General features: G+C 41.8%; 21 protein-coding genes. 8 read left to right on the top strand and 13 right to left on the bottom strand.

Going from position 1 to position 20,715, the window contains the following annotated elements:
• Positions 1–5: 5 nt before the first annotated feature.
• From QHT84_RS04210 to QHT84_RS04185, 5 genes are all read right to left on the bottom strand, one after another.
• Positions 6–926 (bottom strand): PstS family phosphate ABC transporter substrate-binding protein, encoded by a 921-nt coding sequence (locus tag QHT84_RS04210; protein WP_283238283.1) that lies wholly within the window; start codon positions 924–926, stop codon positions 6–8.
• Positions 927–1,154: 228 nt separating this feature from the next.
• Positions 1,155–1,943 (bottom strand): energy transducer TonB, encoded by a 789-nt coding sequence (locus tag QHT84_RS04200; RefSeq protein ID WP_283238281.1) that lies wholly within the window; start codon positions 1,941–1,943, stop codon positions 1,155–1,157.
• Between the two features lie 31 nt (positions 1,944–1,974).
• The gene (locus tag QHT84_RS04195) at positions 1,975–2,538 is read right to left on the bottom strand and encodes an ExbD/TolR family protein (protein ID WP_283238280.1); all 564 of its coding nucleotides are present in this window, start codon (positions 2,536–2,538) and stop codon (positions 1,975–1,977) included.
• A 15-nt stretch (positions 2,539–2,553) separates the two neighbouring features.
• Positions 2,554–3,186: an ExbD/TolR family protein gene (locus QHT84_RS04190; protein WP_283238279.1), complete on the bottom strand. Its 633-nt coding sequence runs from the start codon at positions 3,184–3,186 to the stop codon at positions 2,554–2,556.
• Between the two features lie 36 nt (positions 3,187–3,222).
• Positions 3,223–4,044, bottom strand: coding sequence for a MotA/TolQ/ExbB proton channel family protein (locus QHT84_RS04185; protein ID WP_283238278.1), 822 nt, complete (start codon positions 4,042–4,044; stop codon positions 3,223–3,225).
• A gap of 382 nt (positions 4,045–4,426) precedes the next feature.
• Between QHT84_RS04185 and QHT84_RS04180 the strand changes: the two genes are divergently transcribed.
• Genes QHT84_RS04180 through QHT84_RS04165 form a run of 4 tightly spaced genes read left to right on the top strand, consistent with a single transcriptional unit; the run spans position 4,427 to position 7,145 of the window.
• Entirely contained in the window at positions 4,427–5,944 is a 1,518-nt protein-coding gene (locus QHT84_RS04180; RefSeq protein WP_283238277.1) for a helicase HerA-like domain-containing protein, read from the top strand.
• A complete protein-coding gene (locus QHT84_RS04175; protein WP_283238276.1) occupies positions 5,944–6,312 on the top strand; it encodes a DMT family protein in 369 nt (122 codons plus the stop codon). The genes QHT84_RS04180 and QHT84_RS04175 overlap by 1 nt, the downstream gene beginning before the upstream one ends.
• A 7-nt stretch (positions 6,313–6,319) precedes the next feature.
• Positions 6,320–6,769: a YybH family protein gene (locus QHT84_RS04170; RefSeq protein ID WP_283238275.1), complete on the top strand. Its 450-nt coding sequence runs from the start codon at positions 6,320–6,322 to the stop codon at positions 6,767–6,769.
• 10 nt (positions 6,770–6,779) lie between these two features.
• Positions 6,780–7,145, top strand: a complete 366-nt coding sequence (locus tag QHT84_RS04165) for a cupin domain-containing protein (protein WP_283238274.1) — start codon at positions 6,780–6,782, stop codon at positions 7,143–7,145.
• 139 nt (positions 7,146–7,284) lie between these two features.
• On the opposite strand, the gene QHT84_RS04160 is transcribed toward QHT84_RS04165, so the two are convergent.
• Positions 7,285–8,625, bottom strand: a complete 1,341-nt coding sequence (locus QHT84_RS04160) for an FAD-dependent oxidoreductase (RefSeq protein ID WP_283238273.1) — start codon at positions 8,623–8,625, stop codon at positions 7,285–7,287.
• Positions 8,626–8,770: 145 nt separating this feature from the next.
• Between QHT84_RS04160 and QHT84_RS04155 the strand changes: the two genes are divergently transcribed.
• The 4 genes from QHT84_RS04155 to QHT84_RS04140 are packed head-to-tail and all read left to right on the top strand — an operon-like array spanning position 8,771 to position 12,364.
• Positions 8,771–9,418 carry a flavin reductase family protein gene (locus QHT84_RS04155; RefSeq protein ID WP_283238272.1) on the top strand — a complete coding sequence of 216 codons (648 nt, stop codon included), beginning with the start codon at positions 8,771–8,773 and terminating at the stop codon, positions 9,416–9,418.
• Positions 9,408–9,551: a DUF2256 domain-containing protein gene (locus tag QHT84_RS04150; RefSeq protein WP_283238271.1), complete on the top strand. Its 144-nt coding sequence runs from the start codon at positions 9,408–9,410 to the stop codon at positions 9,549–9,551. The genes QHT84_RS04155 and QHT84_RS04150 overlap by 11 nt, the downstream gene beginning before the upstream one ends.
• The gene (locus tag QHT84_RS04145; RefSeq protein ID WP_283238270.1) at positions 9,524–10,831 is read left to right on the top strand and encodes a DASH family cryptochrome; all 1,308 of its coding nucleotides are present in this window, start codon (positions 9,524–9,526) and stop codon (positions 10,829–10,831) included. The genes QHT84_RS04150 and QHT84_RS04145 overlap by 28 nt, the downstream gene beginning before the upstream one ends.
• The gene (locus QHT84_RS04140; RefSeq protein WP_283238269.1) at positions 10,832–12,364 is read left to right on the top strand and encodes a cryptochrome/photolyase family protein; all 1,533 of its coding nucleotides are present in this window, start codon (positions 10,832–10,834) and stop codon (positions 12,362–12,364) included.
• On the opposite strand, the gene QHT84_RS04135 is transcribed toward QHT84_RS04140, so the two are convergent.
• From QHT84_RS04135 to QHT84_RS04105, 7 genes are all read right to left on the bottom strand, one after another.
• Positions 12,361–14,748 carry a penicillin acylase family protein gene (locus QHT84_RS04135; protein WP_283238268.1) on the bottom strand — a complete coding sequence of 796 codons (2,388 nt, stop codon included), beginning with the start codon at positions 14,746–14,748 and terminating at the stop codon, positions 12,361–12,363. The two genes, QHT84_RS04140 and QHT84_RS04135, sit on opposite strands and share 4 nt — an antisense overlap.
• A gap of 99 nt (positions 14,749–14,847) precedes the next feature.
• Positions 14,848–15,936: an agmatinase family protein gene (locus tag QHT84_RS04130; protein ID WP_283238267.1), complete on the bottom strand. Its 1,089-nt coding sequence runs from the start codon at positions 15,934–15,936 to the stop codon at positions 14,848–14,850.
• Between the two features lie 106 nt (positions 15,937–16,042).
• Positions 16,043–17,329, bottom strand: coding sequence for a kynureninase (gene kynU / locus QHT84_RS04125; protein ID WP_283238266.1), 1,287 nt, complete (start codon positions 17,327–17,329; stop codon positions 16,043–16,045).
• Positions 17,330–17,558: 229 nt separating this feature from the next.
• Entirely contained in the window at positions 17,559–18,608 is a 1,050-nt protein-coding gene (queA, locus tag QHT84_RS04120) for a tRNA preQ1(34) S-adenosylmethionine ribosyltransferase-isomerase QueA (protein WP_283238265.1), read from the bottom strand.
• A 183-nt stretch (positions 18,609–18,791) separates the two neighbouring features.
• Entirely contained in the window at positions 18,792–20,060 is a 1,269-nt protein-coding gene (gene aroA / locus QHT84_RS04115; RefSeq protein ID WP_283238264.1) for a 3-phosphoshikimate 1-carboxyvinyltransferase, read from the bottom strand.
• Positions 20,060–20,386 (bottom strand): DMT family transporter, encoded by a 327-nt coding sequence (locus QHT84_RS04110; protein WP_283238263.1) that lies wholly within the window; start codon positions 20,384–20,386, stop codon positions 20,060–20,062. The genes aroA and QHT84_RS04110 overlap by 1 nt, the downstream gene beginning before the upstream one ends.
• Position 20,387: 1 nt before the next feature.
• Entirely contained in the window at positions 20,388–20,714 is a 327-nt protein-coding gene (locus tag QHT84_RS04105; protein WP_283238262.1) for a nucleotide pyrophosphohydrolase, read from the bottom strand.
• Position 20,715: the final 1 nt, after the last annotated feature.

Genomic DNA, 20,715 nt, shown 5'->3' with positions numbered 1-20,715 from the left:
AATTTTTAATTTTTATCTTTTATTATCTTATTTCTGACCACAATTTTCCGTGTGGGTATGCGTTCCGGGACTAATCCTGACTTTAATATAATTCGCTGTCCTCTTTCGCCGCCGAGAAAAGAAGCAAATCCCATTCCTAAACCGGAGTAACCCTGACAGTTCACGATGTACAAATGACGTGCCAAAGGATATTTACCTATCGCCAGGTTATCTTGAGTTGGAAAGATAAACTCACTTGAATCATTCCCTTTTACGCCCAAAACATTAACCTTATCAACCTGCTCTTGTAACTCCAATGGGGGTTGAAAAATCCAATTCATCCCGATAACACCGACCAAACCTTCATTCTCGGCTACATATTTTATAACATCCTCATTATTCTTTTGAGAAAAAATCCCTTTTTGATTGCTGATGACTACCCCGGCTTTTTCAGACAAAAAACGGACTGTACTTGAGTTGGCATTGTCAAACACCAACCCTTTTATACCCGGAACAGATTTACCTTTAATAAAATCGATTACATCTTGTAAGACAATAAGCGTATCATTGGCTTTTTTATTCCTGATAAAAGCAACAGCATCTGTCGCAAAAGGCGTTATTCTCGGATTAATCTTTTTTGATTGGAATGCTTTTAATTCATCTTCGGTTAAAGTTCTGGTTAGTATCGCAATTTTGGCGGTATCTTTAAACATTGAATTCAACACTTCATTCTCTGACTGTGGCACCAAATGAAGCTTTGCTCGGTATTGAACTTCAAATACGGCTTCTGCATCTTCAACTATAGGTAAAATAGATTCATCTACATAAATAGAAGCTTTACCTTCCAAAATGGTGTCAGTCTTTTCACCTTTATTATTCTGACAGGCTAAGACAAAAAGCAATGAAAGCACTAAAAAGCCTACTATCGTTTTGGTGAGTTTGTTCATTTGGCTAGTCTTTATTAAAGAAACGCAAAAATCGTAAAAAAGAATATACAATCAATAGAATTCCAAAAACAATTCTGTAATTATAAGGCAATGTTAAGGGTAATGACTTCCAAAGGATAATCATTAGACCAAGTGTTAAATAAATCAAAAAAAAGAGTATGCCTATAACGAGAAGAAATCGCTCTTTAAGCGATTTCTTCTGAAAGTTTTCTATAAATCTTGTAATCATTATTCCGCTGATTGGATAGAAATAGGAAGTGAGTACAATACTCTCACTTTTTTTCCGTTTTGCTCACCGGGATTCCATTTCGGACATGATTTTAATACTCTGATCGCTTCTTTTCCGGTACCATAACCAATATCTCTGATTACCTTGATATCTGTTAAAGAACCATCTTTTTCTACTACGAAAGTCACAAAGATTTTCCCTTTTAACCCTTCCTCTTCCGGAACTTGGAAATTTTTACCCACAAACTTGTAGAATTTTTCCAAACCTCCAGGGAAATCAGGCTTCACCTCGATACCGGCGGTGTTGTAGATGTTGTTATCTTCTTCTACTACGCTTGGTCCATTGCCCACAGGCTCAATAGTCAAAGGCGCATCAGGATCTCCTTTAATGGTTTCATCTCCCAATTTTTTATCTTTGATTTCTTCAATCTTTGGTGGCTCTTCCGTTACTTCCTCCGTTTTAGCAACCACCGGTTTAACGAATTTCACCTGATCCACTTTTGGCGGTGGCGGTGGCGGTGGCGGAAGGTCTTTGGGTTGCTCTTCTTTCGGAGGCAACTTTACGGTTACAATTTTCTTATCCATATTAGCCTCATCATCATTTCCTTCCGGAATCAAACTGATGATTAACGGTGAAGCCACAGCGAAAGAGAAAATTAATGCTCCGATAAGCAAAGAACGCATCGTAACCTTAGGGTTCTCCTGACGCAGCTCGTAAGCTCCGTAGGCTTTGTTTCGCCCTTCAAACACAATGTCAATCCATTGTCTTGTAAATAAGTCTAATTTCATTTTCTTAATGTTTTATAGCAGTGCCTCAGCCTTACTTGTTCATCTCTTCAGCTAATTTCTTTTCATCATCAGAAAAGTCATTAACGATAGCATACGTTGGTACATTGCAAATTGCCATCTCATCTAATATATCCACTAAGTTACGATAATTAGATTTTTGGGTAGGCTTAATAATCACAATTAACCCTTTTTTAGGATCTCCGGTAACTTGTGGTACAGAAGCTACTCGTTTTAGAATCTCTTTACGGATTCCGTTTTTGCCGTAAACCGCATTGGTCGGTGATCCGCCCGGTTCAGGCTCGTTCTGAAGCCCATGAAACCATTTAATCTTATTGTCTTTCCCTAAGATTATAGTCATGGTTCTTCTTTGGTCAGTTTTCACCTCTTTATTCTTGGTAGGATCATCATCTTTATCGGGCAACCCCAAGTCCATAGACTGCGGTTTAGACAAAGAAGTCGTTAACATAAAGAAGGTAATCAATAAGAACGCCAGGTCCACCATAGCCGTAAGGTCCACTTTTGCATTGGACTTCTTACTTCTAACTTTGCCGCCACCTTTCTTGCCTCCACCGTCATCGGTATTTAATTCAGCCATTTCTAATCGTTTTTATTATTGATAATCTTTACCTCTTAAACCGGTAACCAAATTAAAGTTATTGATTTTTTGGTCCTGTAATATATCCATAACTTTTTTAATCTGTGGATATAATTCTTTAGCATCACCTTTGATAGCAAACTCCAACTCTTTGGTTCCCCCGTTGTCGATATTTGCTTTTCTGGCGTATTGAATCCAATCTTGCAACTGGTTATCGAGAGAATCCAATGGTATACCCGATTGCACACCTTTTTTGGCTCTGTCGGCACCTTTCAAGTCCAACAATGCCGGCAATGCTCCCATAGGCACCCCAAACTCTTCAACCAATGCAAACTGAGCTTTTTGTTGATCGGTAAATTGAACTTTATACTTTTGAGCCATATAGTCCAAAGCACCGGATCGAACAGCTCTGTCTTTCATTCCGAAAAACACCTGATCTTTGCCGTCACTTTTCCCAACGGTAATCATCACCAAACCGGTTTCAGGCAATTTAGTTTGCACTGTTGAGTTCGGTGTGTCTACCGGTAACGGTTCCGGCACTTTTGCCGTAGCCGTCAGGATGAAGAACGTCAATAATAAGAAAGCCACGTCACACATCGCCGTCATGTCGATGGAAGTTGACTTTTTTGACATTTTTATTTTAGCCATTATTCTATTGTTTTAGATAATTAGAATATGAACTAATTATGATTTTAAACTTCCTCTGAATTTTCTGTAAGTGTTCACAATGGTTGAACCTGCTTCATCAATCGAGTAAGTCAACGTATCAATTTTAGAGGTAAAGAAGTTATAGGTTACGATAGCTAAAGCTGAAGTGGAAATTCCGGTAGCGGTGTTAATCAACGCTTCAGAAATACCGTTGGCCAAAGCTGCTTGATCCGGAGTTCCAGCCGTTGCCAAAGCACCGAACGCTTTAATCATACCGGTTACTGTTCCTAATAATCCTGCCAAAGTTCCTAACGCTACTAAAGTGGAAAGGATTGTTAAATTTTTCTCTAACATCGGCATTTCTAAGGAAGTAGCTTCTTCAATTTCTTTGTGAAGTGTTTCAGAAGCTTCTTCACTGGTAAATCCTTCTTTTTTTACTTCTTGGTATTTTACCAAAGCGGCTTTGATGGCATTCGCTACGGAACCTTGTTGTTTGTCACAAGCACTGATCGCATCCTCGATGTTACCGCCTTTGATGCTGGTTTGTACATTTCTCATGAATGTATCCAAATTAGCTTTTCCGGCTGCTTTAGAAATCACAAAGAAACGCTCAATAGAGAACACCACAACCATCAACAATAACCCCATCAACACAGGAACGATAGCACCACCTTTGTAAACCATTGCTAAATAGTTTCCTGGCAGTGGATGCCCTGTATTATCTCCTCCTTCAAAGTTTGAACCATCTCCCATTATGAAATACCACACTAACCATCCGATCAAAATACATGCTACAATCACAATTCCAGAGAACACATTTCCTCCGTTTGAACCACTTTCTTTTTTAACGTTTGCCATTTTTTTTAAATTTTAATTGTTTTAAATAAATTATAAGTTTTAGTTGTTAATAAACTTGAATAGGAGCAAATTTAATTTTTTACTCGAAATAAAAAAACTTTTTTTAATTTTAATAACACTTGTTTTCTCTCGATTTCTCAAGGGTTTGAGCAACATTTAAAACATTCCTTAAATATTATCCAAAAATATAGGTGTTTTTTCGAGAATTAAATCCACATTACAACTATAACGTGAAAAGTATTGAAAATGTATTTCTAAGGTTAAGTTTTTGTGAATTTTAAAATTACCTGATTTTTTACAGAAAACGAAAACAATTAACTTTTTGATAATTTTTCATTTTGCATTATTTTGCGTTACCTTTATAATATTAAATTGTTTTTCAATGTCTGCCACTATCCAGTTTTCAAATTACATCAACGAAGGTTACAGCACTAATGGAGACAGCATTATTCTGGGCGGCGCTATTTTAAATGGTGATGCATTGCCGGATACTTTTGTCAAAGTCCCATTAAAAACCTTAAATCGTCACGGATTAATTGCCGGCGCTACCGGTACCGGAAAAACCAAAACCATACAGGTCCTATCCGAACAGTTATCTTCTTTCGGAATACCCGTTTTAATGATGGATATCAAAGGTGATTTTTCCGGCATTGCCAAGGCAGGCGAAGAAAAACCTTTTATCACAGAACGTCACGCCAAAATCAATATTCCCTACAAAACCGAAGGGTTTCCGGTAGAATTGATGTCGTTATCGGAACAAAACGGTGTGCGATTACGGGCTACCGTGTCGGAATTCGGACCGGTGCTATTCTCCCGAATTCTGGACCTTAATGACACCCAAGCCGGTGTGATGGCGGTAATTTTTAAATATTGCGACGACAATCAAATGCCTTTGTTGGATTTGAAAGACATCAAAAAAGTCATTAACTACATTTCCGAGGAAGGCAAAGCCGAAATTGAAGAACATTACGGTAAAATTTCGACGGCGACTACCGGAATTATTTTGCGTAAAATCATCGAATTGGAACAACAAGGCGGCGATATTTTCTTCGGCGAAAAATCATTTGACATTGACGATTTGATGCGCATTGACGAAAACGGGAAAGGCTACGTAAACATTCTGCGATTGACCGACATTCAGGACAAACCCAAACTCTTTTCTACCTTTATGCTGAGCTTGTTAGCCGAAATTTACCAGCAAATGCCCGAGAAAGGCGATGTGGAACAACCCGAGTTGGTCATTTTTATTGATGAAGCGCATCTGATTTTTAATGAAGCCAGCAAAGCGCTTTTGGATCAAATTGAAACCATCATCAAACTCATTCGCTCCAAAGGCATCGGTGTGTATTTTATCACCCAAAACCCTATGGATGTTCCGGCGAGTGTTTTAGCGCAATTGGGTTTAAAAATTCAGCACGCGTTGAGAGCCTTTACCGCCAAAGACCGCCAAGCCATCAAACAAACCGCCGAAAATTATCCGGTATCCGATTATTATAAAATAGATGAAGTACTCACCTCTTTAGGTATCGGAGAAGCCTTTGTCACAGCACTGAACGAAAAAGGAATTCCTACTCCGCTAGCGGCTACCATGATGCGCGCTCCCATGAGTCGCATGGATGTTTTAACCGAAGCTGAAATTGCGGAAATCAACGCCAAATCAAAATTGGTTAAAAAATACGCTGAAGAAATCGACCGAGAGAGTGCTTACGAAATGCTGACGCAAAAAATTGAAGCCGTTAACCAACAAGCCGAAGCCGAAGTTGAAGCCCAACAGGAACAGCGTAAACCCAACGAACCGAGCACCGCGGAAGTCATCGGAAAATCGGTGACTAAAGTAGTGACCAGTGCTACTTTTATTCGGGGTGTATTTGGCATTCTAAATAAATTGTTCCGAAAATAATGAAGTCGTTTTTAACCATAACTTTATTAGTGCTATCCAATGTTTTCATGACGTTGGCCTGGTACGGACATCTGAAATTTAAAGAACTCAAATGGTTTGAAAATGCCGGATTGATTACCATTATTTTAATCAGTTGGGGTTTGGCTTTGTTTGAATATTGCTTTCAGGTTCCGGCCAACAAAATTGGTTTTCAAGGCAATGGTGGACCGTTTTCACTGATGCAGTTAAAAGTCATACAAGAAGTAATTACCTTAGTCATTTTTGTGATTTTCTCCATGCTGTTTTTTAAAAACGAAACCTTTCGTTGGAATCATGCAGTGGGTTTTGTATTCTTGATTTTAGCCGTATATTTTATCTTTAAAAAGTAATCGAATTATGAAAAAAATAATCGTAGCACTCCTTACTATTGCCTTTTTGGGCTGTACTAAAAAAGAAGCGGTAACCCAACTCGACTTGGAACCCGTCAAAAAAGAAGTTTTAAAAGCCGAGGAAGACTTTAAAGTAATGGCACAAACCAAAGGCATCCCTGAAGCGTTTTATACTTTTGCCGACAGCAATGCGGTCATCAAACGGGAAAACGACACGCTGATTATCGGCAAAGAAAACATCAAACTGTATTACAGCGATCAAAAATACCAATCGGCTAAAGTGACTTGGACGCCTGATTTTGTAGATGTCTCCCAAGACGGCAGCATGGGCTATACCTATGGTACGTATGTGTGGTCTATCAAAGATTACCAAGGAAAAGAACGCGAATTCAAAGGTGTTTTCCACACGGTTTGGAAAAAGCAAAGTGACGGCAGTTGGAAATATACTTGGGATTAATTTTTAGGACATGAAAAAGTACTTTATTCAAAAAACGCCTTTTGTGGTGCCAACCACTGATGGCAAACTTATCGAAGAACACCACGGTAACGCCACTACCAACAATCCAAACATTTCCATAGCGCACATGATAGCGCCGCCTAAATGGAGGGAACCGTTTCAAACGCCCGAGTTTGACGAATACACCTATATCATATCGGGGAAAAAGCAGTTTATTATTGAAGGCGAAACGGTAATTTTAGAAGCCGGCCAATCGATTAAAATTGAAAAAAATACGCGGGTACAATATTCCAATCCGTTTGATGAACCGTGTGAATACATTGCCATTTGCCAACCGGCATTCGATTTTACAAAAGTGCATCGGGAAGCTGAATAGCTTAGCCCGGATGGCAGCGGCATCCTTTTTACGTCAGTTCGAGTTTTTGTTTTGTTTCTCGATGCATTCGAGAAGCGAAACAAAAGTATCGAGAACAAGTAAAAAGATAGAGCGCACAGCCGGATAAAGCTCCTAAAAATTACTTCAACAAATCAATAATTTTGTTCTCGACTTCAACACTATTCCACTTTTCTTCAATATTCGGCATTTGCATGACTTCTTCCATGATTTTGTTTTGGAAGTCGCCTATCGCCAAGGCTTCGGAATAGGGTTGCAAACTAAAGGTCACGCGACTGTAGAGCGGCATCCATTTATCGGGATGTTTGTCGGAAAACCATTTTTCGATTTTCTTTTGCAACAGGAAGTTGGAATCGGCCGTTTTGGTGCTCATTTCGATGAAATTTCTGCGCGATAATTCGGCTATGGCATCGGCATTGGGTTTGCGCGATTGCTCGTATTCGGAAAAAATAGTTTTCCAGTCGTCGCCGTATTTCGAAATCATTTCAAACAATACGGTAATGTCTTCAAAACCGGCATTCATACCGTGACCGTAAAAAGGCACAATCGCATGCGAAGCATCACCGATTAAGGCTACTTTATCTTCAAATGTCCACGGAAAACATTTCATCATCACCAAATAGCTTGTTGGATTTTTAAAAAAGTCTTCCACCAAATCGGGAATTACGGCAGCGGTATCGGGGAAATAATGCGCAAAGAAATCGACCAACGTGGCTTCGTCTTTGAGTTGCTCAAACGAGTTTTCACCTTCAAAAGGCATAAATAACGTACAGGTAAAGCTACCGTCCAGATTGGCCAAGGCCATCAACATAAAATTACCGCGCGGCCAAATGTGTAACGAGTTTTGGTCTATTTTGTGCGTGCCGTCGGGATTGGCGGGAATGTGCAATTCTTTATACCCGATCTTCATGAACTCTTGCGAGTAATCAAACATACTTTGGCGCTGCATGCGATGGCGAATTCTGGAAAAGGCACCGTCAGCGCCAAACACTTTATCATAATGCAACTCGGTCCACTCGCCTCTTTCGGATTCTCCGATGTGCAGCGTTGCGGTGGCCAAGGTTACGTCCCAGATTTTATGGTTGAAGAAAAACTCAACACCTTCCGCTTCAGCCAAATCAATCATTCTCCGATTGAGCACACCACGAGACAACGAAAAAATCGCTTCGCCGTCTTTACCGTAATACTGATAGTTGAGTTTCCCGTCTTGTAAATGAATCGCTCTTTTGTCTACCGGTATCCCGATTTTTCTGATTTCATCATCCAAACCAACATCTGACATGGCTTTCCAACCGCGATGGGACATCACCAAATTAATGGAACGCCCGGAGAACTCCACGGTTCGAATATCCGGACTTCTGTCGTACACATGTACCGTATGGCCTTGTCGCTTGAGGTAAATTGCCAATAAGGTTCCGACTAAGCCCGAACCGACTACAGCAATTTTTTGAGGAATCTGCATCAAATTTTCTAAAAAAGTTAGGCAAAATTACTCAAATATTGCGGAAGTAAAACGCCTGACACCCATTTATTTGTCCGAAATCATAAAATTTGTTTAATTATTTTTAATATAAATTAAACAAAAACTATCTTTGAAATAAAAAAGCATGAAGAAAATTACCCGTTCCGAATGGGATTCACTCTCCAAAATACATCGTCTCAACTTGATTAACAGTTGCACCGGCTACAAATCGGCCAACCTCATCGGAACCAAATCGAAAGATGGTATTGCCAATGTGGCTGTTTTTTCCAGTGTTACCCATTTGGGCAGCAACCCGGCGTTGTTGGGTTTTATTCTTCGCCCGAATGTGGTTCCCAGAAACACCTACAACAACATCAAAACGACCGGTTATTTCACCGTCAACCATATTACCCAAAACATGATTGCTCAAGCACACCAAACTTCTGCCGGCTATGACGCCGAAATCTCCGAGTTTGACATGGTGGGTTTGGAACAAGAATACTTATCTATGATTGATGTACCGTATGTCAAAGAGAGTCCGGTAAAATTGTTATGCCGCTACGTAAACGAATACGACATTGCCGAGAACAATACCATTCACATTATTGCGGCCATTGAAGAAATTCATTTCCGAGACGAAATGGTGCACTATGATTATTGGCTCCAACTCGACCAAGCCGATGTGGTGGCTGTCAACGGATTGGACGGCTATTGTTTGCCTAAAATTGTGGATCGCTTTGACTATGCGCGACCAAACACCCCAACGAAATCAATCTTAAAAAATGGCTCATAAAAAAGTGAACTTACCCGAAAAAATCTGCAAAAGCTGCGGATTGCCATTCAGTTGGTGCAAAAAATGGGAGAAAAATTGGAATGATGTACTTTATTGTAGTGACCGATGCAGAAAAAACAAAAAACAAGCTTAGTTTGGTTTCGTAACGATTTGCGGGTCAACGACCAAATCTCATTATACCAAGCCGTAAAAAGCAGCGAACAAGTCATTGCCTTGTATTGCTTCGACCCGAGGCATTTTGCCGATACCCAATTTGGATTTAAGAAAACGGAAAAGTTCAGGGCTAAATTTCTGATGGAAACGATTCAGGAATTGCGAAACAATTTGTTGACGTTAAACATTAGTTTGTTGGTGTATTTCGAAAAACCGGAAATAGTGATTCCGAAACTGATTGCAGACTACTATATTGAAGCTGTTTATCTTCAACGAGAATGGACTTCGGAAGAAACAGAAGTTACAAAAGCGTTGAAAAGTGAACTGAAAAACATCACTTGGCAGGAAACCTACGACCAGTTTTTATTCCATCCCGAGGATATTCCGTACACCGAATTCAAAAAAATCCCCGAAGTCTTTACCGAATTCCGCAAACAATGTGAAAAAACGGTACGCGTAAAAAGTCGTTTGGAAACACCCAAGCTTCCCGACTCGAATTTGATTGAAAACACCACTGTAATTCCCTCAGTAACCGATTTAGGTTTCGATGATTTCGAAACACCTCCGAAAACCGCTTTTCCTTTTCAGGGCGGCGAAAACCAGGCGCTTTCCCGTATTGAAGAATACTTTTGGAAAACCCAAAAACTATCCGTGTACAAAAAGACACGTAACGGTTTAGTGGGCAAAGACTACAGTTCTAAACTTTCCGCTTGGTTGGCCAACGGCAGTATTTCGGCAAGAACCATTTATTGGGAAGTGAAACGTTACGAAAAAGAAATCGGAGCCAATGAAGACACCTATTGGTTGATTTTCGAACTCATTTGGCGCGATTATTTCAAATACATTTCGCTCAAACACGGCAACAAAATTTTCCAATTACATGGCATTTTAGGAAAAAATTACGACTGGAAATTTCACCCGAAAGCTTTCCAACAATGGGTCAACGGACAAACCAAAGAACCTTTCGTAAACGCCAACATGATCGAACTCCAACAAACCGGTTGGATGAGCAATCGCGGCCGTCAAAACGTAGCCAGTTTTTGGGCCAAAGAATGGGAACAGGATTGGCGCATAGCCGCCGCGTATTTCGAGAGTATGTTACTCGATTACGATGTGCATTCCAATTACGGGAATTGGCTATACAACTCGGGCGTAGGCAATGATCCGCGTGACCGTAAATTCAATATCAAACGCCAAGCAGAAATGTACGATACCAAAGGTGCGTTTCAAAAACTTTGGTTACAAACGAGCTTATTTTAAATGAAAGTACTCCGACTGATTTTAGGCGACCAACTGAACCTGCAACATTCTTGGTTCCAACAAAAAGACAATACCGTTTACTATTTGATGGCCGAGGTGCGACAAGAAACGGATTATGTGAGACACCATATTCAAAAAGTTGCGGCCTTCTTTTTGGCCATGCAAAATTTTGCAGAAAACCTGCAGCAAAACGGACATCAGGTTCGCTATTATAAAATCTCAGACAAGGATAATCTGCACGATTTTGAAACATTAATTCAACGCGAAATTGCAACGCATGGCATCACCCATTTTGAGTACCAACTTCCCGATGAATACCGTTTGGACGAACAATTAAAAAGAATTTGTCAAACTATAGGAATCTCTTCAACAGCATGTGACACGGAACATTTTTATACCGACAGAACCGAACTGAATCGGTTTTTCCAAGGCAAAAAACAATTGCTCATGGAAAGCTTCTACCGCATGATGCGTAAAAAGCACCGAGTGCTGATGGTAGGCGAGCAACCATTGGGCAACCAATGGAATTTTGACCACGACAACCGCAAGAAATACAAAGGCGAAGTACCGGTTCCGAAAGCAAAAACCTTTTCTAAAAAAGTAGCCGAGTTGGTAGCCGAAATTGAAAATGCCGGTGTCATTACTTTTGGCCACATTGACCCAGATGATTTCGGTTGGCCGACTTCAAGAGCCGAATGCTTGGAACAACTACAATACTTCTGTCATGAGTTATTGCCACATTTCGGTACGTATGAAGATGCGATGCACACCGCCGAGCCGCATTTGTTTCACTCGCGTTTGTCCTTTGCCATGAACTCCAAAATGCTTTCTCCTAGAGAAGTCATCGATGCGGTGGTACAGCATTTTTACCAAAATCAAGAAACCATAACTTTGGCACAAGTTGAAGGTTTTGTGCGTCAAATTTTGGGTTGGCGTGAGTTTGTGCGTGGGATTTACTGGAAAGAAATGCCACAATATGCTCAAATGAATGCCTTGGAAAATCCAGAACCTTTACCTGAAATGTATTGGACCGGAGAAACCAAAATGAATTGTATGCATCATGCTTTGCGTCAGAGTTTGAACGACGCTTATGCGCATCACATCCAACGTTTGATGATAATTGGGAATTTTTCACTACTCACCCAACGTCATCCGGATGCGGTTGACGCTTGGTATCTCGGCGTGTACATCGATGCGATTGAATGGGTAGAATTACCCAACACACGAGGAATGAGTCAGTACGCCGATGGCGGCATTTTGGCTACTAAACCCTATGTGTCCTCGGGGAGTTACATCCAAAAAATGAGCAATTACTGCGACTCCTGTCATTATAAGGTGAAAGACAAATTCGGCGACAACGCCTGTCCGTTCAACAGTTTGTATTGGAACTTTTTAGACGACAAAAAATCACATTTCCAAAACAACCAACGCATGGCAATGATGTTGCGTTTGCTGCAAAAAATGAAACCCGAAGAATTGTTCCGACACAAACAACGCGCCGCTCAAATCATTGAAAACCCGGATGCCTTTTAACGAGCCGGTTGAAACACTACTTTAGTGGAAGCCGATTCAATTTCTTTCTTGTTTAACTTCATTTTTCTGAATTTCCCATTGACAAACAGTTCCGATTGGTCGCTGTAATGCTTACTCATCGGATTGCCGCTTTGTCCCGTCGGCAACACACTCCAACTGTTTTCGATATCCGAGAAATCGATAATTCTTCGTGTTGACGGTCCGCCTTTCACCGGAATTACAGCCTCATCGGTGTAGATAAACAATTGGTTATTGATGACTTCATTCGTGCCCGAAATCGGGAACGGACCTACATTAAAAAAGCCGCTGAACAATTTCACTTTCCCTATCGGATGTTGGAAGGTGACTTGGTGTACTTTGCGCCATTGCCATTGCGAAACATCAGTACCCAATTGGGTTTCTAAGGAAGCCACCGCTTGTTTGAAAGACTTCGTAAGTATTTCCGATTGGGTTTCCTTTTTATCCTTGGTCGTAACATTGTCCCACCACGGCGAAGCGGCATTTGCGGTTTGGTTCTCTAGGAGTTGTTTGACGATATGTGTACTGAGTAATAGCTTGAAATTTTCTTCTCCGAACTCGTCTTCCAAAGTCGCTTTCAAATAAAAATAAAACCATTTGTTGTAAATCGTTGGTGCGATGTCCTTCAATTCGTGAGTGGCTTTCCACGATTGCAACACCGATAACGCTTGTTTTTCATTGCTTGTGAAATCATTGGTTTGCAACGGTTGAGTCATTTGCGTTACAATGGTTTCTGCCGTTGCCGACGTATTATCGACTATCATTTTTGAAACGTCTTCTTTGGTCCAATCGTTTTTGGCTTTTAACAAACCATCGATTCGCATGGCTCGGTCTTTCGGCAAATAATAACCCGGGTACAAATAGCCGTTGATGGCCGCGGGTTGGTTATTCGAACTGTACACATAATGCCAAGGCGGATTTATCGCCTGCGGATTTTGAGCAAACGGCAACCATTCTTTTTGGTCGTCAGTTCCGTTAGCGCCATTTAAGATGAAATTACCATTAACGGTTTTGGGTAATTTATAGAGTTTCCCCGAAGTAATCCAAGCGATATTCCCTTTGGCGTCGCCGTACATGACATTGAGTCCGGGTGCGTGAATCCATTCGATACTCTTGTGAAAATGTGCTAAATTCTCCGAATGCGACAAGGCGTAAACCGCTTCTAAAATGCGGTTCTTTTGTTGGGTGTAAATCCACGACATGGCCACCGATGTATCGCTTTGCAAACCGTCCAACAAACCGTTGACTATGGGTCCGTGCTGACTCGTTTTTACATTCAACTTGACCTCAGTACTGTCTTTGACTTTGATGATTTTTTGTTGGTACGTATAATTTTTATAACCATCCGGCGTTTGGTATTGTTTCGGATTGTTCGGATTTTCTTCTTCGGCAAAGAAATCCACATCGTCGTTTTCAAACATGGTTAAACCGTAGGCATAATCACGGTTGTGTCCCAAAAGCGGAAACGGTGTTCCGGCGATGTAGTAGCCGTACATTTCATAATCGGGGCAAACGATATGGGCTTCGTACCAAGTTCCGGGTTGGGCGTACATGATGTGCGGATCGTTGGCCAAAATCACTTTGCCGTTTTTGGTTTTTTCAGCACCAATCACCCAACTGTTACTCCCGATAAAAGCGGGAACCGGTGAACTTTCCAACAAAGCGGCCACCGATTTGGAGATTTCGCTGTATTCTTTGTATTTCCCTTGGTGAGATTGTAACTGTTGGATTCCCAATTCGCCGTTGATACCAAAATCTTTTAAATACGCCATTCCAAAACGGTCTCGAATATCCGTAAGAAGCGGATCGGTTTTTTGAGCCATCGCAAAACTAAACGACATAAAACCGAGAATATTGTACACGTCTTTTAAGGTAAACTTTTCTTGTTTTATGCCTAACAGTTGAATTTCCACCGGAGTGGTGCCGTTATCGATATACTGATTGATGCCGTCTAAATAGGCTTGCGCCAAAATATACGTCGGCGATTTTTTGTCCAACTGTTTTACGGCTTTAGCCGAATTCTCATCGATTCCGATACCCGCAAAAAACTGATCGGTTTTCAACGCCGGGGTTCCGAAAATTTCTGCCAATCGTCCCGGTGCGATGCGACGCATAAGTTCCATTTGCCACAAGCGATCCTGAGCATGAACATAACCCAACGTGGTCATCGCATCTTTCTGGTTGTCGGCATAAATGTGTGGCACACCATAGTCGTCATAAAAAACGGTCGTTTCTTTTTCTAAATGTTGGAGTTGGTATTCGCCTTCGTAATTTGGCTTGGTGAATTGCAAATAAGCGGTGCCGAGGATGACAACCAAAAGGATAATCACTAAAAGCCACTGTAGAATTTTCTTGGTGCGTTTCATGGAAAAGAGATTGATTACCCAAATATAAGCATTTCGAGTTCGCATAGAACAATAAAAAACCCTTTCTTGAGGAAAGGGTTTGCGATACATATAAGAGTGTTATTTTCTTTGGAAGTTGATTCTCTGACCTACGTGGAGTCCGTTATTTTTAGCTAAAACCCCACACATGTGAAACAGCATTCGGGCGCCTACATTGCCGTCCCAATCGTCGGTTTCGCCGGGAGCCACTTCCACTAAATCGAAGCCAATAATTTCTTTACCGCTTTCGGCTAATGCATTGAACAAATACGTGGCTTGTTCAAATGAAAATCCGCCGGGCACCGGTGTTCCTGTATTCGGACAATACCACGGATACATCCCATCGATATCGAAACTGATGCAAACCTTTTGCGGCAAGGAAGCGATAATGGCTTCGCATTGTTCTGCCCAGGTTTTGCCCTCAAACGTTTCCCTTTTTAAATCGGCATCCGTATTCACCAACACACGACCATTGGCTTTTTGTACTACTTCCACTTCTTGTTCACAGAAATCGCGAATCCCTACTTGCACCAATTTAGAAATCTGCGGAATTTGCAACGCATTGTACATAATAGAAGCGTGCGAATACGTAAATCCTTCGTAAGCGATTCTTAAATCCATGTGCGCATCCAAATGCAGGATTCCGAAATTATCGTGAACCGAGGCCAAAGCTTCATAATAGCCCAGCGGCGTAGAATGATCGCCGCCCAAAAGCACAACTTTTTTGCCTTGTTGCATCCAGTGTAGTACGCGGTCTTTAACTTCGGTGTGCAACTCGCGACATACTTTGTTGATTTTATCCAAATCGGCTTGTAAGGCCGGATAATTTTCTACGGCTTCCCCGCTTTCTAGCAACTCAATGATGGGTTGTGCTAAGTCTTTGTATTTCTCGGAATTGGTTGCCCAATGCGCCGGTGCTTCATCAAGATAAATCCCTAATTTCCACAATTCAGGAAAATCTTGGTGGTTTAAATCGACTTGAAAAGAAGCGTCTAATACGGCATCCGGACCTTCCGAAGCACCGGCACCGTAGCTTACAGTCACTTCCCAAGGCACAGGAATTACAATGATGTCACTTTGTTCGGCCGAAAAGGGTAAACCAAAAACGGTAGCGTCGGCTAAACCGGGTTGCGAAGGATCGAAATTGGCTATGATTTGCTGTTTAGTCATGTTTGATTGCTTTTTGTCATTTCGAGGAACGAGAAATCACATAATTGTTGTTATGAATGTTATGTGATTCCTCCTTTGTCGGAATGACAATCATTAAATATTCCTTTTATTTATTGTTTAGTGTGAGTATTCCTTGTTTTAAAATCTGTCCGAACTCGTACATGTCTTCATACGAGCAGTAAAATGGTGCCGGAGCTAAGCGAATTACATTCGGTTCGCGCCAATCAGTAATGACCCCGTTTTGCATTAAATAATCGAATAAGCTTCGGCCTTGACCGTGTAAGAAAACGGAGAGCTGGCACGCGCGCTCTTCTTGATTGGTCGGTGTAATAATTTCAAATTCGGCGCCATCTAATTCGGCGTCGATTTCGTGTAAAATGAATTCTAAGTAGGCCGTTAATTGATTGCGTTTTTGAATTAGTTTTTCCATGCCGACTTCCGCAAACATTTCGGCGGATGCCAAATACGGTGCTAAGGACAAAATGGGTAAGTTACTCACTTGCCAACCGTCGGCGCCATGAACCGGATCGAACTGCGGTTCCATTTTGAAACGTCGCTCTTTGTTGTGTCCCCACCAACCGGCAAAACGCGGTAAATTGACGTTATGATGCTTCTCGTGTACGAAACAACCCGAGGCATTTCCGGGTCCGGAGTTCATGTATTTGTAACTGCACCACGCCGCAAAATCGACGCTCCAATCGTGCAAGTGTAAGGCGATGTTTCCGGCGGCATGCGCCAAATCGAATCCTACGATGGCGCCGACTTGATGACCGGCTTCGGTGATGGCTTTCATGTTGAACACCTGACCGGTATAATAATTAACGCCACCAAATAACACCAAGGCCAATTCGTCTCCGACTTCATTAATTTTGGCAATAATATCTTCTAAACGAATATTGTGTTCGCCCTCGCGGCGTTTGATTTCTACGATAGCCTCTTCGGGTTGGTAACCGTGAAACGCTACCTGACTTTGGAACATGTATTGATCGGACGGAAAAGCTTTTTCTTCGCAGATGATTTTGTATCGTTTCCCGTTCGGGCGGTAAAAGGACACCATCAGCAGATGTAAGTTGATGGTAAGCGTGTTCATTACCGTGATTTCCGAAGGTTTGGCCCCTACAATTTGGCTTAACGGTTGGGCAAAACGCTCGTGGTAATCCCACCAAGGTTTATCGGCATAGAAATGGCCTTCTACGGCAAGATTGGCCCAATCGTTCATCACGTCATCGACATATTGCTTGGTGCGTTTGGGTTGTAAGCCAAGGGAATTTCCGGTGAAGTACACTACATTTTTACCGTGGTGCTGCGGAAAAATAAACTCATCGCGGTAGTGTTTAAGCGCGTCTTGGGCGTCTAACTGTTGGGCGAATTCACGGGTGTTTTGAAACGTCATGTTGGGTTGTGTTTAGAAGGCGTAAAAGTAAAAAAAAGCGAAAAGAAAAAAGGAAAAAGGGAAAAGTTTATTGCGCAGATTGCCCTAGCCCCGATTAGAGTGGAAATCCTTTTTGGCTTTTCATTTTCTGAAAGCCAAAAAGATTGTAGCGGAAAGCGGGAAATGGCTTCCCCCAAAAAAAAATCCCGCCTTACCGGACGGGATTTATGATAATAGACACTTTTTTTAATTACAGAATCAACATGGCGTCGCCGTAGGAATAAAAGCGGTATTTTTCTTTGATGGCTTCTTCGTAGGCTTTTTTCATAAGGTCGTGCCCACAGAAGGCCGAAATCATCATCAACAAGGTCGATTTTGGCGTGTGGAAATTGGTTACCATACAATCGGCGATGCTGAAATCATAAGGCGGGAAGATGAATTTGTTGGTCCATCCCACATACGGATTTAAGGTTTTGTTGGACGATACCGAACTTTCGATGGCCCGCATAGAAGTCGTTCCGATACAACAAATCTTGCGCTTATTCTCTTTAGCTTTGTTCACAATATCACACGCTTGTTGCGAGATGAATAATTCTTCGGAATCCATTTTATGTTTGGATAAATCTTCCACTTCCACCGGATTGAAGGTTCCCAATCCAACGTGTAAGGTGATTTCGGCAAAGTTGATACCTTTGATTTCCAAGCGTTTTAACAAATGCTTGGAAAAGTGCAATCCGGCAGTTGGCGCTGCCACAGCACCTTCTTCTTTGGCGTAGATGGTTTGGTAGCGCTCGGCATCTTCTTCGGTCACGTCGCGGTTGATGTATTTCGGGATTGGGGTTTCACCCAATTCGGTTAATTTTCTACGGAATTCAGAGTACGAACCGTCGTACAGAAAACGAAGCGTTCTTCCGCGAGACGTGGTATTATCAATTACCTCAGCCACTAACGAATCGTCGTCGCCAAAGTACAATTTGTTTCCGATACGGATTTTACGCGCCGGGTCGACCAACACATCCCAAAGGCGTTGTTCCGCATTTAATTCGCGCAACAAAAACACCTCGATGCGGGCACCGGTTTTTTCTTTGTTTCCGTACATACGCGCCGGAAACACTTTAGTATTGTTGAGAATCATCACATCGCCATCGTCGAAATAATCAATGATGTCTTTGAATAATTTGTGTTCGATGGTTTTGGTTTTACGATTCACCACCATCAAGCGGGATTCGTCTCTGTTTTCTGCCGGAAATTCGGCTAACAATTCGGCCGGAAGATTAAAATTAAAATGAGATAATTTCATTTAAAAAGAGTTATAGTTAAGATGTCCGATTATGCCCTCGGCGGATGCGTTGGGGATTTAATTACAAACGGCTGCAAATATACTATTGCGAAACAGGCGTTGTCAAGTGTTTTGTGGTTTATTTTTGATAATTAAGGAACTAAGGGGCTGAGGCCGCTCAGGTTCTGAGGCTTTGAGGCTATTTTACAATTCAGAAACGGTAAAGCCAATCGATTTCAAATCGTCCCAGTAAGTCGGATACGATTTAGAAACCACTTCGGCTTCTTCGATAACGATGGGAACTTTCAGGGCTAAAGGGGCAAAAGCCATGGCCATACGGTGGTCTTGATAGGTTTTAATAGCCACCCCGCCCTTTGGGCTCCCCTCCAGCGGAGGGGAATAGGATTCTAATATCAAACTGTCGTTGGTTACCGAAATCACTGCTCCAAGCTTTGTTAATTCATTTTTCAAAGCTTCCAACCGATCCGTTTCTTTGATTTTAAGCGTATGCAATCCGGTTAAACGACACCCGAGACCGAGACCGAAACAAGTGACCGCTATGGTTTGGGCGATGTCTGGGGAATTGTTAAGTTGTAGGTTGTGGGTTGTGGGTTGTGGGTTGCTACTTTTGCGTAATAAAATACTATTGTTCTCAAAAATGGTTTCCACACCGAAATCTTTGTAAATCTGTACCAAAGCGCTATCGCCTTGCAGACTGTTTTTTTTGTAACTCGACAACGTGATTTGGGTTCCGATTTCGGACAGGGCAATAATCGAATACCAATAAGAAGCCGATGACCAGTCGGATTCTACCGTGATAGTTTGCGGGTTGCGGGTTGCGGGTTGCGGGTTAACTTTAATCGTATTTCTTGTAAAAGAAGTTTTAACTCCGATTTCATTGAGTAACCCCAGCGTCATTTGAATGTAGGGAACGGAGGTGATTTTGCCTTCTAAGGTTAGTTCGATACCGTGTTCTAATTTTGGGGCGATGAGCAACAATGCTGAAATATACTGACTGCTGACATCGGCCGGCAAAGACACCTTGGATTTTGATATTTTTTTTCCTTTGATTCTCAATGGCGGAAACCCTTCTTTTTCTTCGTAGCGGATTTCGGCTCCGAGTTGACGCAAAGCATCCACCAGAATTTGAATCGGTCGTTCTTTCATTCGGGCAGAACCGGTGAGCACCACTTCTTTTCCTTCTTGCATGGCGAAATAAGCCGTTAAGAATCGCATGGCAGTGCCGGCGTGGTGAACGTCCACAAGTTGCGGGTTAAGTGTTAAGGGTTGCGCGTTTTGTAATGCTTTCGACATCACTTCCGAGTCATCGGAGTTGGACGTGTTTTCTAGTTTGAGATTCGGATACAATGCTTGCAACAACAACAAACGATTGGTTTCTGATTTGGAACCGGTGATAGAGAGTTGCCGGTTGCGGGTTGCGGGTTGCGAGTTAAAAGTTAGATGTACATTCATTATTCCGAAACCACTTTAAGTCCGATAATAGAAATAATTAAGGTACTGATAAAAAAAATACGCCAAAAAGTGGCGGGCTCTTTAAAAACTAAAATCCCGACCAAAACGCTACCCACGGCTCCGATGCCTGTCCACACCGCATAAGCTGTACCGATGGGTAATTCTTTAGTCACTTTGACCAAAAGTACCATACTGAGTGTTAAGCAAACTAAAAAACCACCGTACCAGGACCACATAGTAGTACCTGAAGTTTCTTTGGCTTTACCGAGGCAGAAAGCAAAAGCAACTTCAAATAGTCCGGCGATGATGAGTAGAATCCAATTCAAACTATTTTAATTTATCATTATTATGATGGCGGTCGTGATCGCGTTGGGTTTTTAGATGCATTTTTTTATCGAAAGCGGCTTGCAAATCGACACCGGTTTGATTGGCCAAACAGAGTACCACAAATACCACATCGGCTAATTCTTCACCTAAGTCTTTGTTTTTGTCACTCTCTTTTTCGGATTGTTCGCCATAACGGCGGGCAATGATTCGGGCGACTTCACCTACTTCTTCAGTGAGTTGTGCCATGTTAGTCAATTCGTTAAAATAGCGAACGCCATGATTTTTAATCCATTGGTCCACTTCGAGTTGGGCGTTTTTTAAATCCATT

It is taken from the genome of Flavobacterium sedimenticola (genome assembly GCF_030053345.1).
Classification (GTDB): Bacteria; Bacteroidota; Bacteroidia; order Flavobacteriales; family Flavobacteriaceae; genus Flavobacterium; species Flavobacterium sedimenticola.
The sequence above is the reverse complement of the archived record's forward strand: the minus strand, read 5'-3'. Positions and strand labels throughout refer to the sequence as shown.

Excerpts from the sequence above, each read along its gene's own strand:
- QHT84_RS04210 (WP_283238283.1), bottom strand. The coding sequence starts at position 926 with ATGAACAAACTCACCAAAACGATAGTAGGCTTTTTAGTGCTTTCATTG.
- QHT84_RS04200 (WP_283238281.1), bottom strand. The coding sequence starts at position 1,943 with ATGAAATTAGACTTATTTACAAGACAATGGATTGACATTGTGTTTGAA.
- QHT84_RS04195 (WP_283238280.1), bottom strand. The coding sequence starts at position 2,538 with ATGGCTGAATTAAATACCGATGACGGTGGAGGCAAGAAAGGTGGCGGC.
- QHT84_RS04190 (WP_283238279.1), bottom strand. The coding sequence starts at position 3,186 with ATGGCTAAAATAAAAATGTCAAAAAAGTCAACTTCCATCGACATGACG.
- QHT84_RS04185 (WP_283238278.1), bottom strand. The coding sequence starts at position 4,044 with ATGGCAAACGTTAAAAAAGAAAGTGGTTCAAACGGAGGAAATGTGTTC.
- QHT84_RS04180 (WP_283238277.1), top strand. The coding sequence starts at position 4,427 with ATGTCTGCCACTATCCAGTTTTCAAATTACATCAACGAAGGTTACAGC.
- QHT84_RS04175 (WP_283238276.1), top strand. The coding sequence starts at position 5,944 with ATGAAGTCGTTTTTAACCATAACTTTATTAGTGCTATCCAATGTTTTC.
- QHT84_RS04170 (WP_283238275.1), top strand. The coding sequence starts at position 6,320 with ATGAAAAAAATAATCGTAGCACTCCTTACTATTGCCTTTTTGGGCTGT.
- QHT84_RS04165 (WP_283238274.1), top strand. The coding sequence starts at position 6,780 with ATGAAAAAGTACTTTATTCAAAAAACGCCTTTTGTGGTGCCAACCACT.
- QHT84_RS04160 (WP_283238273.1), bottom strand. The coding sequence starts at position 8,625 with ATGCAGATTCCTCAAAAAATTGCTGTAGTCGGTTCGGGCTTAGTCGGA.
- QHT84_RS04155 (WP_283238272.1), top strand. The coding sequence starts at position 8,771 with ATGAAGAAAATTACCCGTTCCGAATGGGATTCACTCTCCAAAATACAT.
- QHT84_RS04150 (WP_283238271.1), top strand. The coding sequence starts at position 9,408 with ATGGCTCATAAAAAAGTGAACTTACCCGAAAAAATCTGCAAAAGCTGC.
- QHT84_RS04145 (WP_283238270.1), top strand. The coding sequence starts at position 9,524 with ATGCAGAAAAAACAAAAAACAAGCTTAGTTTGGTTTCGTAACGATTTG.
- QHT84_RS04140 (WP_283238269.1), top strand. The coding sequence starts at position 10,832 with ATGAAAGTACTCCGACTGATTTTAGGCGACCAACTGAACCTGCAACAT.
- QHT84_RS04135 (WP_283238268.1), bottom strand. The coding sequence starts at position 14,748 with ATGAAACGCACCAAGAAAATTCTACAGTGGCTTTTAGTGATTATCCTT.
- QHT84_RS04130 (WP_283238267.1), bottom strand. The coding sequence starts at position 15,936 with ATGACTAAACAGCAAATCATAGCCAATTTCGATCCTTCGCAACCCGGT.
- kynU (WP_283238266.1), bottom strand. The coding sequence starts at position 17,329 with ATGACGTTTCAAAACACCCGTGAATTCGCCCAACAGTTAGACGCCCAA.
- queA (WP_283238265.1), bottom strand. The coding sequence starts at position 18,608 with ATGAAATTATCTCATTTTAATTTTAATCTTCCGGCCGAATTGTTAGCC.
- aroA (WP_283238264.1), bottom strand. The coding sequence starts at position 20,060 with ATGAATGTACATCTAACTTTTAACTCGCAACCCGCAACCCGCAACCGG.
- QHT84_RS04105 (WP_283238262.1), bottom strand. The coding sequence starts at position 20,714 with ATGGATTTAAAAAACGCCCAACTCGAAGTGGACCAATGGATTAAAAAT.